This is a genomic window from Solwaraspora sp. WMMB335 (assembly GCF_049179075.1).
GTDB lineage: Bacteria > Actinomycetota > Actinomycetes > Mycobacteriales > Micromonosporaceae > Micromonospora_E.
The window spans coordinates 6,641,563-6,653,209 of record NZ_JBMHMF010000001.1; the positions used below are offsets into that span (position 1 = coordinate 6,641,563).

Genomic DNA, 11,647 nt, shown 5'->3' on the forward strand with positions numbered 1-11,647 from the left:
CCGATGGCGGACTACACCCAACCTGACGTCGTATCGAAGCGTGTCCGCTTCTTCGACGGTCAGTTCCTGGAGGACCAGGACTTCATCGACGAGCAGAAGTTCCACCTTGACCGCGAGCGTCGGCAGAGCCGGCTGCTGCGGCTGACCGGGGTCAGCGATGGTCTGAACCTGATCGTCGCGGACGAGCCGTTCACGGTCACGGTGGCCGCCGGCATGGCGGTCGACGCCCTGGGCCGGCACCTCGTCCTGGCCGCCAGCGCCGCGCTGCCGTTGGGTGAGGGATTCGCCAACCAGCAGAACGTCGAGGTACACCTGGCCTACCAGGAGTCCCCGACGGACGTGGGACAGACCGGGAACGGGGGCGTGGGCGCCCGGCGCTGGGAGGAGCGGCCGAAGATCGTGGCGGTCGCCTCGAACGGGGCGACGGTGGTCGTGCCCGCCGAGGCGGCACCCGACCTGGACGGCCCGACGGTGCTGCTCGGCCGGCTCGCGGTGGCCGACAACGGCGACGTCACGGTCGACGCCGCTACCGCTCAGCTGTCCAGCCTGTCGACGGCGGGTGGCATCGGGGTCGGCACCACCGTCACCGGTGGTGGTCTGCACGTCGGCGACTTCGACCCGCAGGACCGGCATCTGACGTTCCAGGTCGCCGGCGACGATCAGCACCGCAGCGGGATCCGGTTCTGGGCCGGCGAGGCCAACCGGGGTTTCACCATGGAGTACGACGGACGGTCGGCCGCCGGACGTGGCCTGCACGTCCGGACGCACGATTCGGACCCGGACGGGACGACCCGGCTGTTCGTCGGCACCGATGGCCACGTCGGCGTCGGCACCGCCGAACCGCGGGACACCGGCGGCTGGGGGCGGGTGGTCGACGTGGTGGGCGAGGCGAGCACCAGACTGTCGGTGCGTACGGCGGACGTGGACGGTCGGGTGATGGCGCACGGCAGCGGAATGTTCGGTGCGCCGGCCGGGATGATCGTGGGCACCGGGACGACGAGCCCGCTGACGTTCGTCACCAACCAGGCCGCCCGGCTCAGCATCACCGCCGCCGGCCACGTCGGCGTCGGCACCGCCGATCCGCGGGACACCGGCGGCTGGGGGCGGGTGGTCGACGTGGTGGGTGCGGTGAGCACCAAGTTGTCGGTGCGGACCGCGAAGGTGGACGGGCGGGTGCTGGCGCACGACGATGGAATCTTCGGTGCGCCGGCCGGCCTGGTCGTGGGCACCGCGACAGAAAGCCCGCTGACGTTCGTCACCAACCAGGCCGCTCGGCTCAGCATCACCGCTGCGGGTCGGGTCGGAATCGGCACTGACGATACTCGCGGCTACCAGCTGGGTGTCGTGGCCGAGCAGCAGCATCTGCTGCTGCGCCGGAACGCGGCCGAGGTGGCGGAGGGGCAGAAACTCGTCTTCCTGGAGCTGCAGCAGGCAGACGCACAACCGAACACCGTCGGGCCCACGACTCTCGCCATCCGCTTCCATCATGGCGCCCGGTACATGTACCACCTTGAAGTGGATCCGGCCGGTTTCCACTTCCGGGCAGGCAGCGGCGAGTATCGCGGTATACATGCCGGGCAGGTGACCGCGCAGACGGTGCGGATCGGTGATGTCGTCATCGGGGAGCGCGAGCTGAAGATCCTGAAGAAGCTGGCCGACAACGAGTTGGTCTGCAAACTGCGGAACACGTACTACGACAGCTACATCTGGGACAGCGGCTACAAGTACGACGGCGGACCCTACCGCCATGCGCTGACCTGGATCGAGGGGCAGCCTGCGGCTTCGCATACAAAAACGTTCTGGCAGTTCGAAGTATCTGAATAGCAGTTATCTGGTCTTGATGGGGCAGGCGAACAAATGCGGGAACGATTGGAAAAGCGCGTCTCGGAACTTGAGACCGAGTTGCATGCCGGCCAGCAGATGCTCGCGGAGTTGGAGGCCAAGCGGGCCGACATCCAGCAGACCCTGTTGCGCATCACCGGTGCGATCCAGGTGCTGAACGAGTTGTTGGCCGCCGAGCCGCGTACCGGCCCGGTGGCCGCCGACGGCACCGGGCCGGCGTCGCCGGCAGCGCCGGAGCGGCGGGTGCCCGAGCCGCTGTGATCAGCGGCGCTCGGCCGGCGCGTCGGCCGTGCGGGTCCGTCCGGCCAGCCAGAGCCGGTGGGCGAACAGGCCCGCGTATCCGGCGAGGACCGCGCCGAGCACGGCGAGCGCGTCACCGTCGGCGCCGGTGCGGGCCGCGTCGAGCAGGACACCGAGCATCGCGGCGCCGACGATCAGCGAGACGTGGTTGGAGGCCCAGAAGACCACCGGGGTCATCCGCCGCTGGTCGAGGTCGCGCATGTCGCCCCCGCGCAGCCGAAGCACCAGCCAGACGGAGATCGCCGCAGTCGCCGTCATCGGCGCCCAGACCAGCCAGGGCACCCAGCCGGCCAGGGCGAAGCCGGTCAGCGCGGCATACGCGACTGGTTGGGCGGTGACGATGACGCGTACCGCCCGGTCGTAGCCGACGATGACCGGGACAGTGTGCTTGCCGACCTGCTCGTCGGAGCGACGGTCGCCGAGGTTCATCACCATCATCCGTACGGTCTGCAGCAGCGCGGTGGGGGCGAGGACCGCCAGCAGCAGGACCGGCACGGTGCCGGTCTGCAGCAGCACCGCGACCACCGGCCACAGCCCGTTGAGGATCACGGCGACGGTCACCTCGCCCAGCCCGCGGTAGTTGAACCGGCCGGGTGGCGCGGTGTAGAACCAGGCCAGCACGACGGCGACGGTGGCGGCGAGCCGGGCCGGCCAGGTCGGCATCGCCACGATCATCAGCTGCGCCACGGCGGCCAGGACGAACGCGGTGCCCAGCGCCACCACCGGCGGCACCAGCCCGTCGACCAGCGCCCGGCTGCCGCCGGTCCACGGGGTGAAGTAGACGTTGGCCCGGTCCGCCGCGAGATCGAAGTACTCGTTGCAGTAGTGCGTCATGAGGTGGACCGTCCAGGCGAACAGTTGCGCCAGGACGTACCAGCCGAGGTGCAGGGGGTGGCCTTGGTGCACGGAGACCGCCACCGCGAGCCCCACCGGCAGCAGGTTGTAGAGGAGGAAACGGAGCCGGGCGAGCCGGACGAACCCCCGCCAGTCGGTCCGGCCGCTTTCGCCTGGGCTGCTGGGCACCGGACCGTTCGCCAGCCCACTGATCGGTCGGCTCGTGAGGGCCATCGTCGGTACACCTTTCCGCAGCCGGCTCGTCGCTTCATCTTGATTGGGGATCGTTACGGGTCGTGGCAAAAGCCGGTCGATCAAGACAGACTTTTGAATTTGTTTCAGGCCCCGGTGTAGGCGAAGGCTGCCCAGTACCTTGGATCGGCGTAGGGAGACCCGCCCGGCTGACCGGCTGGGGCGACCCCCGGCAGCATCGCCACCAGATCCGCAGAGGACGCGATGCGTAGCCAGCTCTGGGCGCGTTGCAGCGCGATCGCCGGCTCGTCGCCCCGTCGGCACCACCGCTCGTAGAAGGCGGTCATCAAGTAGGTCGTAGCCAGGTCGTCCACCGCCCACGCGGAGGCGATGACGCCAGCGAACCCGAGCTCGATGAGGGCCGCCGGCAGGCCGACGATCTCGTTCGGCAGGTCTGCGCCGGTGAGGTTGGTGTGGCAGGCGGACAGGACCGCCAGCCGTCGTCGTCCCACGGCCAACGTGCCGCCTAGCTCATCCAGAGTGACCTGACAGTCGGCAAAGTACAGCCGACTGTCCATGATCCGATGCGGGTCCGCGAAGCCGTGCATGGCGAGGTGCCAGACCGAGTGCTGGTCGGCCACGGAGCGGAACTCCTTCCAGGTGCATTCGCGTACCGGCCTGGTCGGCTGCCCGGTCCAGCGTCGAGTGACCTCGGACGTCTCCCGTGCCACGTACCGAAGCTCGGTTGCGGCCTGAGCCCCTTTCCCCGTCGGAACGTCGACTGCGAGCAGGGTCTGCCGGTGAGCAAGCTCCCGTGCCACCTGCCGGCACCAGCTCAGGCTGCGGGTGTTCGGCGCGTACCGGATGGCCGAGTAGTTCCCGAGGTGGCGCCACTCGGCGGGCCGGTCCCACCTCGGCGCGCCAGCCGCATGCAGTGGCAGCAGACTCAGCAACCCCACCGGGATCAAGGTCATCACTGGACCTCCTGTGCGATAGACGAGCTCCTTGACTCCGTCGTCCCACATTGCCTGAAGCGTGTCGGTCAGCGGACCGGCCGTGGTTTCCCTGTCCGGCAGGAGTTCACGTAATCTGCCCGGCCCGAGTGCCCGTGCCGCGCCCGCCGCAGCGGTGTCGGTGGCGGGCGATGTCCAGTTGAGGAGGTCGGTGACCCTGGTCCGGTCGAGGCGAGGCAGGTCGACGTACTGCGGATCATGGTCTGCGGCGACGATCAGGGCGTAGCCACCGGCCGCCGCCGCGCTGACGAACACGATGGCGCCGTCACCGGTTTCGGCGGTGACGTCGTCGTAGCTTAGACTGGACCGGCTGGCATCGCGACGGCCGAGCGCGTCGGTGAGACCGACGGCCCGTCCGGTCTCCAGGGCGAGCACCGCTTCCCGATACCTGCCCGTACGCGCGAGCCAGTAGCCCGCGTCCTCGGCGTACTCCTGTGCTGCTGTCAACACCCGACGCCTCGCCAGGGTGCCGGAGCGTTCGACGGCGTCCTGCGCCGCCAGCGCGACGAGCCGCTCGTACGCCTCGGCGGCGGACTCCGCGTTGGCCGAACCGAGGGCCCACTCGGCCCAGGCCGCTGCCAGCCTCGCCTGCTCGGCGGTGCTGCCCGACATGTCCAGCGTTCCGCGCCAGGCCAGGTGACGCCGTACGTCGTCCGCACGGCCGGTCACTGCGTCGTATGCCGCGAGTACCTCCTGCAGCAGGATCTGGTCGTCAACGCCGGGCCGCCGCCAGGGGCGGCATCGGCGTCGGCTCAACCTGACCGCCTCGCGTACATCGTCGGATCCGGGCCTGCGTCGCCACAGCAGCAGTCTCGCCAGGGCCGCGTCGGCGGCGGTGCTCCGCCGCCACCAGCGCAGACCGGCCCGTCTGCCACGCTGACAGCTGCGTACGGCGTCCTCGATGCGCTGCGGGCTGTGGCGTGCCAGGAGCAGCGCGTGGGTGGCGAGGATCTGTGGCCGCAGCCGTCGGGCGAGATGGCCGGTGTCGCCCGCCCCGAGCCTCAGTTGCTCGATCGCCCCCGGTAGGTCACCGGTGACCACCTGACGCCGGGCGCGCAGCAGCCGGGTGAGGGCCGGAGAGGTCCCGCGCGCGGCGAGGTGTCGGATCAACTCGTCGAGTGGGTCGACATCGTCGTGCAGGTCGGCGTTGTCGAGCAGCCCGTCGATGAGCGCCAGCGCGCGCCGGTTGTCTGAAGCGAGCAGGTCGACCAGGCGTCGCGCGCTCGGGACGGCCTGCCGCTGTGGCCGGTCGGGTGGCGGCGGCCACGAGACGGGTGGCAGGCCCTCGGCTGCGGTGGCGACGGATCGCCGCTGCCGGGCGATGGCGGTCCGGGCCCGGTGCTGAGCGCGGACCTCACCGACTCGTTTCAGCTCTTGGTGATGGCTGGGGTTGAGGAGGTCGCCGAGCCGATCGGCGACGTCGTGCATCGCGCTGTGCAAGTCGTCCGCGCGCGGATGTTCCACCGATCGTTCCTGACTGAGTACCTTGGCGCACATTGACACGAAGCTGCGGGCGACCGTCTGACGGCCGTTGTCGGTTTCGGCGTCGTCCGTGTCGATCAACGGGTAGTCCGCCATCAGCTCGGGTATCGCACGATCGAAGTCGCCTGCCTCGGCCGCGAGCAGGATCATCTCGTACGACGACGTCGAGACCACCGGATCGTACTCGGCCCTCCGCGCCCGGCGTTGCCGCTCAGCGTGGTACGCCACCCAGGCGTCGGCAGCCGCTCGGTGGTCGTTGCGGAACAGGGCGTCCTTGTACGCCCAGACATGTTGCTGGAGCTGAGCGAACTGTCGCTGGAACGGGTCCGGGCTGGTCAGGTTCCGTGCGATCTTGTGCCGCCGGGCCTCGTGCGCCCATGGTTCCTGAAACGTGGCGTCGGCCGGCCTCCCGCAGACCCGACACGGGTACGGCCACGACCTCGGTGCCGGATCGTCTCCCGTATTGCATCCCTCGTTGTTGCACTCCCAGCCCTTCACCTGGGCTCGGGCTGGTGCCAGATAGCCGTAGGAGGTGCGTGGCGGGCGTCGGCTCACGTGCGTCGACCTCCATCGATCGTCCACTTGAGCGGAGGACTCCTTGCGAAGGAACTGACGGACACCGGGGCCGCGATCGCGGCGTCCGGTCCGTCAGGAAGCGGCATGGGATTGTTCCGCCGCGCGCCCCGGTCGCTGTTTCCCGCCGACATGCCGCAGTGGCTCGACCGGTTCGGGCGCTTCTCGCTCGATCCGCAGGGCTGCGGCCTCGACGTCAGCGAGATGGCGCGCGGACTGTGGACGCTGCGCGATTACGCGACCAGCGATCCTGACGGTTTCCTCGCTGAGTTATCCGTCCTCGCGCGACCGGACCGGGGCGGGTTCGCGACCTACGGAGCGGCCTTTCTGGCCTGGGAGATGTACCTGCGGGAAGCGCTCCGAATGCCGGCGGCCCTACCGCTGATCGACGCCGGGATTCGATTCAAGCTCTCCCGGGGTCTGCCGACCGCGATGCTGACCGGCTTTGAGAAGGAGCGGCTCGAACAGCTCCGCCCACGGAACGGCGGGCAGCCGCCACCGCTGCGAACCAAGCATGTCGATAACTGAAGTTAGGAGAGACCATCATGGAGAGCTTCCTGTGTTTCGCGGTCGTCGTCGTCCCGATCGCCATCATCGGATGGCAGTTGTACGAAACCCGGCAGGCCGTCGCCACCACGACCGTCGAATCACCGTGCGAGCCGGCTCAGGTGGCGCAGATCATCCGTGACGCGTTCGGCGGACCGCGCGCCGTGCTGTGGACCACGACGAGTGGACCGGGCATGATCAACATGCGTCGGCGCGGAGTCCACGGCGGAATCACCATGTCGATTGACATCGAGCCGCTGTCCGGTGGCGGCACGCGGGTGGACATGTGGGCCTCGGGGACGGTCGTCTACCTGGGCCTTTTGGTCAACTTCGCCGGTGTCGTCAACCGCCGCAAGCGGGCGATTGCCCGTCGGCTGACGGCGGAACTCGCCGCCGGCCAGGCGGCCTGATCGCCGGGGTGGTGGGACGACAACCGATCACGGTACGAGATGGATGCGGACCCGGCGGGCGGCGACCGCCGCGTCCTGCAGCACGGCGAACCGTGGCTCGGGGCAGTCCAGCACATGCGGGTGGCGTAGCGGCAGCAACGGCGCCAGCCGACGGTCGGCGAGGACCGCGTCGACCATCAACCGGTCGCCGCCGCAGACCAGCGCGTGGATCGGCTCCCCGACGCCAGTGGACTCGCCGGCGTCAGTGGACCCCGGGGTGGCGGGACGGTACGGCAGCAGCACCCGGGCCACGATGTCGGCGGCCCGGCCGGCCGCCGCCGTCGCCTGGTTGTCGCGTCGGCGGGCGTACCGCTGCTGTGACTGACCGCCGGCGGCGGTGCGTCCCTGCACGTAGTGCCGCTCCACCTTGGACACAACGACGGCGGTGCCGTCGACGACGCCGGCCGCCACCGCGCCCTTGCGGGCCAGCAGCAGGCCGAGGCGCGGCGGCTGGATCAGCGCGGTGAGCAGACCGTCGACGTCGGTGACCCCGTCGACGCCGGGCGGCGGGTGCAGGGTCGCCGTGTCGCCGTTGCTGGCCCCGGTCAGGGTCAGCCCGTCCTCGCTGGCACCGTCATGCCGGCCGTAGAAGCCGTCCAGCCAGCCCCGCAGGCGCTCCGGGGAGATTTCCACCCACCGGCCGCCGCCGGCCGCCGGCCGTGCGCCGCGCATGTGCTCAGTTCCCCGGTACGCCGGGGGAGCCGGCCAGCTCGCGGCCGCGTCCGATCAACTGCTCCAGCCGGGCGGTGAGCCGCTCGACGTCCGGCCGGTCGGCCCGGTCGGCGGCGGCGATGTCGGCAAGCAGGTCGGTGTAGTCCATGGTGAGTCGACGGTACCGTCGGCCGAAGTCACGCCGCCCGCCGGTGGCACGGGCCGCACCTCGTTGCGCCCGCGCGTACCGGCGGTCCAGGTCGATGATCTGCTGACCGAGCACGGCGGCGGCGGCCGACAACCGGCTGCGACTGTCCGCCAGCTGCTGCCGGCGGGCCCGCCGCCGGTCCGCGAGCCGCCCGGCCCGCCGGGCGGCCAGCCAGATGCTCGCCGCGCCGACGCCGACCGCCGCGACCGCGGCGGCCGCGACCAGGTAGCGCGGCAGCGACGGGCTGATGGTGCGAGCACCGTCGGAGACGATGTCGGCCCGTACCAGCAGGTCGTAGTTGACCACGATCACCTTGACCGCCTCGACCGGCTCGTCGGGGAACTGGTCGGCGCCCCGGCCGATGGTCGTCTCGGCGACCGCCGCCCGGCCGAAGTTCGCGTCGTCGCGGCCGGGCAGCCAGGCGCAGCTGTACGTGTCGTAGCCCTCGTCGTCGGTTTCCCGGCTCATCGCCAGCACCACCGTCCCGGCCGCCGCCCGCTCCGTCGCCCGGCAGCCGGCGCGCAGGTCGGTGCCGGGTTCCAGGAAGAGCACGACCAGCCGCCGGTTGCCGATCACCTGCTCGGCGGCCGGTTCGTCGACGGCGACGCCGGCGGCGGCGTACACCGACGAGGCGCGCACGTCGCGGGCGATCGGGCCGTCCAGGACACCGCCGGACCACGACGCCCAGCCGGCCAGCGCCAGGCACGCCAGCGTGGCCAGGCCGAACGGCGTACCGATGAACCGCGTCAGCCGTCTCATCCGAGCCTGCTCCGCAGGTAGACGTCCGGGCGGTAACCGTCGAAGCTCAGCAGCCGGGCGGCGTCGTCCAACTCGTCCTCCGCCTCGTCGAGCAGGGTGTGCACGTGCCGGTCGGGCAGGTCGTCGTCGAGCGCGGTACGGGCCGCCCCCAGCCTGCCGATGCCCCGGGTCAGCGGCGCGTCGCTCGCACCGCCGGACACCGCGGACATCTCCACGGCGAGCGCGGTCAACCCGGCCAGCCGGGCCGGGACCGTGCTGTGACCACGCACGCTGCGCCGCCGCCCGGCCGGGTTGCCGGCGCGCAGCACCGACCGCACCGACAACACGAGGAACAGCACCACGCAGCCGGCGAACAGCCACGGCAGCGCCGGCAACGCCACCCGGAGCGGGTCGACCGGCTGGTACGGCAGCGGGCGGTCGAACAGTCCGGCGTACCGTACGTCGGTGACCCGGTCCAGGTACGCGTCGAGCACGTTGGTCTGCGGGTAGTCGTAGCGGCTCAACCGGTCGCTGAACTGGGCGTAGAAGCTGGCCGCGGCCACCTCGGCGAACTCGTCGGCGGCCGGGCCGTGGTACTCGACCCAGTTGCCGTACTGCACCACGACCGGGTCGCCGGGGAAGACCTCGGCCAGCGCCGGACCGTAGTTCGGCACCGGCTCGCCGAATGGCTGCCGGGGCAGGGCGACGTGACGTACCGTGCCGTCGGGGAAGGCGTCCGCCGCGGCCGGTCGCGGCGTGTCGGCCAGGGTCGCGCCGTCGGCGACGTGCCGGCCGGTGGTACGCAGGTCGCCGACGACCACGTCGAGTTCCGCCGGGGTCGGGTCCCGCCAGGCGAAATCCTCCTCGTCCGGCGGCTCGGGCTGGTCGGTGAGCGCGGCTATCAGAACCGTCAGCAGGCCGGTGACGTCGCCGGTGGCGAACTGACCGCGCCAGCTGTCCAGATCGGTGGAGGACACCTGGTAGAACCCTCCACTGACCTGGGTGCCCGAAACCGTTCACCTGGACCAAGACCGCCGACGAGATCCTCGAACGACTCGCCTCATATCTTCAACGAATTCCCGGCGCGGGACACTAGTCCCTGTCGCCCCTGGTGGGCGGCCCGTTCCGGGCTGAAAATGGGGGTCCGGTCGCTCGTCGACGTCGTTGCTCCTTGGCCGTTGAGGCCGTCGTCTAGTCGGGCGTTGGGAGTCGCGCTGTTGGGCCCTTCCTTGTTGCTTCGAGCACGCGGATTAGCTTCGTTCCTGTCCCTGCGACTCCTGCGAGCGGCCGGCCCCTGGCATCGCGGACGAGGGAGGTCGAAGATGCAGGAGACAACAGACGATGCGCAGGTCGTGGAACGGATCGCCGCGCTGGACATCGGCAAGGCCGAGGTCGTGTGCTGCGTGCGGCAGCCCCACCCGACCGGATCCACACGACGAATGCAGGAGGTGCGCACCTTTTCCACGATGGCCCGGTCACTGACCGGGCTGGCCGACTGGCTGACCGGCCTGGGCGTGACCCGGGTCGTCATGGAGGCGACCTCCGATTACTGGAAGCCGCCGTACTACCTGCTGGAAGCGGCCGGGTTCGAGGTGTGGCTGGTCAACGCCCGCGACGTCAAGCACCTACCCGGCCGGCCGAAGACCGACAAACTCGACGCCGTATGGCTGTGCAAGGTCGCCGAACGTGGCATGATCCGCCCGAGTTTCGTCCCACCCGCCGCGATCCGCCAACTCCGGGACCTGACCCGCTACCGCGTCGACCTGATCGGCGAACGAGGGCGGGAAAAGAACCGGGTGGAGAAACTCCTCGAAGACGCCCAGATCAAACTGTCCGTGGTCGCCAGCGACATCTTCGGCGTCTCCGGCCGGGCGATGCTCGACGCGCTCGTCGCCGGGCAGCGAGACCCGCACACCCTGGCGCAGCTGGCCCGTACCCGCATGCGCACCAAGCTGCCTGACCTGCAGGAGGCGTTCGTCGGCCGGTTCACCGACCACCACGCGTTCCTGCTGGCCCGGATGCTCGCCCGCATCGACACGCTCAACGCCGACATCACCACGGTCGAGGCCCGCGTCGAGGCGCTGATCGCCCCTTTCGCGGCAGCGGTGACCCGCCTCGATGAGATCCCCGGTGTCGGCGTCACCGCCGCCCACACCGTCATCGCCGAGATCGGCCCGGACATGACCCGGTTCCCCACCGCCGGGCACCTGGCCTCCTGGGCCAGGTTCGCCCCCGGAGTGAAGGAATCCGCCGGCAGGAACAAGGGCAACGGCTCCACCGGCCACGGCAACCGCTACCTCGCCCGCGTGCTGGGCGAAGCCGCCGTCGGCGCCTCACGCACCGACACGTTCCTCGGCGCCCGGTACCGCAGACTCGCCAGACGCCGTGGGAAGAAGAAAGCCGTGGTCGCGGTCGGCCGATCCATCCTGACCATCATCTGGCACCTACTCTCCGACGAACACGCCACCTTCCACGACCTGGGCCCCGAACACCACGACAACCACACCGGCACCCGACGCGCCGTCCGCAACCACATCCGCGGCCTACACGCCCTCGGCTACCAGGTCACCCTCCAACCCGCCGCATAACCACACCACAGCTGAAGAGTGTCCCGGCTCCGCTGCGCTTCGCCGGGACGCTACCGCCTGCCCACTCACCATCATTTTCGGATTAGCTCAGCGGTGCCCGGTGACCGACGACACAGCCGGCGGGTGGGGGAAAATGCGTCGGCGGTGTGGGTTGGGGCATTTTAGCCTGGACGGGTGCCGCCGCTGATCCCCCACCCCGATCCGGGCACTCCCGACATCCGGGGACCGGTG

At 70.4% G+C, this 11,647-nt stretch carries 10 protein-coding genes; 5 read left to right on the forward strand and 5 right to left on the reverse strand.

Translation table 11 applies throughout. The features are described from left to right. Positions 1 to 3: 3 nt before the first annotated feature. Both ACN27F_RS28640 and ACN27F_RS28645 read left to right on the forward strand, forming a co-directional pair. A complete protein-coding gene (locus ACN27F_RS28640; protein ID WP_421438593.1) occupies positions 4 to 1,824 on the forward strand; it encodes a hypothetical protein in 1,821 nt (606 codons plus the stop codon). A gap of 33 nt (positions 1,825 to 1,857) precedes the next feature. Beyond that, positions 1,858 to 2,103, forward strand: coding sequence for a hypothetical protein (locus ACN27F_RS28645; protein ID WP_421438594.1), 246 nt, complete (start codon positions 1,858 to 1,860; stop codon positions 2,101 to 2,103). Here ACN27F_RS28645 and ACN27F_RS28650 read toward each other — a convergent pair whose 3' ends face one another. Both ACN27F_RS28650 and ACN27F_RS28655 read right to left on the reverse strand, forming a co-directional pair. Then, positions 2,104 to 3,210, reverse strand: coding sequence for a prenyltransferase (locus ACN27F_RS28650; RefSeq protein ID WP_421438595.1), 1,107 nt, complete (start codon positions 3,208 to 3,210; stop codon positions 2,104 to 2,106). 104 nt (positions 3,211 to 3,314) lie between these two features. Next, positions 3,315 to 6,218: a CHAT domain-containing protein gene (locus tag ACN27F_RS28655; protein WP_421438596.1), complete on the reverse strand. Its 2,904-nt coding sequence runs from the start codon at positions 6,216 to 6,218 to the stop codon at positions 3,315 to 3,317. Between the two features lie 105 nt (positions 6,219 to 6,323). On the opposite strand from ACN27F_RS28655, the gene ACN27F_RS28660 reads away from it, so the two are divergent. Then, the gene (locus ACN27F_RS28660) at positions 6,324 to 6,764 is read left to right on the forward strand and encodes a hypothetical protein (protein WP_421438597.1); all 441 of its coding nucleotides are present in this window, start codon (positions 6,324 to 6,326) and stop codon (positions 6,762 to 6,764) included. 17 nt (positions 6,765 to 6,781) lie between these two features. After that, entirely contained in the window at positions 6,782 to 7,192 is a 411-nt protein-coding gene (locus tag ACN27F_RS28665; protein WP_421438598.1) for a hypothetical protein, read from the forward strand. Between the two features lie 27 nt (positions 7,193 to 7,219). Here ACN27F_RS28665 and ACN27F_RS28670 read toward each other — a convergent pair whose 3' ends face one another. From ACN27F_RS28670 to ACN27F_RS28680, 3 genes are read right to left on the reverse strand one after another with little or no spacing between them, the layout of a single operon-like run. Then, positions 7,220 to 7,903 carry an acVLRF1 family peptidyl-tRNA hydrolase gene (locus ACN27F_RS28670; RefSeq protein ID WP_421438599.1) on the reverse strand — a complete coding sequence of 228 codons (684 nt, stop codon included), beginning with the start codon at positions 7,901 to 7,903 and terminating at the stop codon, positions 7,220 to 7,222. A gap of 4 nt (positions 7,904 to 7,907) precedes the next feature. After that, positions 7,908 to 8,849 (reverse strand): hypothetical protein, encoded by a 942-nt coding sequence (locus ACN27F_RS28675; RefSeq protein WP_421438600.1) that lies wholly within the window; start codon positions 8,847 to 8,849, stop codon positions 7,908 to 7,910. After that, positions 8,846 to 9,805: a hypothetical protein gene (locus ACN27F_RS28680; RefSeq protein WP_421438601.1), complete on the reverse strand. Its 960-nt coding sequence runs from the start codon at positions 9,803 to 9,805 to the stop codon at positions 8,846 to 8,848. Before ACN27F_RS28680 ends, ACN27F_RS28675 begins: the two co-directional genes overlap by 4 nt. A 345-nt stretch (positions 9,806 to 10,150) precedes the next feature. On the opposite strand from ACN27F_RS28680, the gene ACN27F_RS28685 reads away from it, so the two are divergent. Continuing rightward, positions 10,151 to 11,416, forward strand: coding sequence for an IS110 family transposase (locus ACN27F_RS28685; protein ID WP_421438602.1), 1,266 nt, complete (start codon positions 10,151 to 10,153; stop codon positions 11,414 to 11,416). Positions 11,417 to 11,647 lie beyond the last annotated feature (231 nt).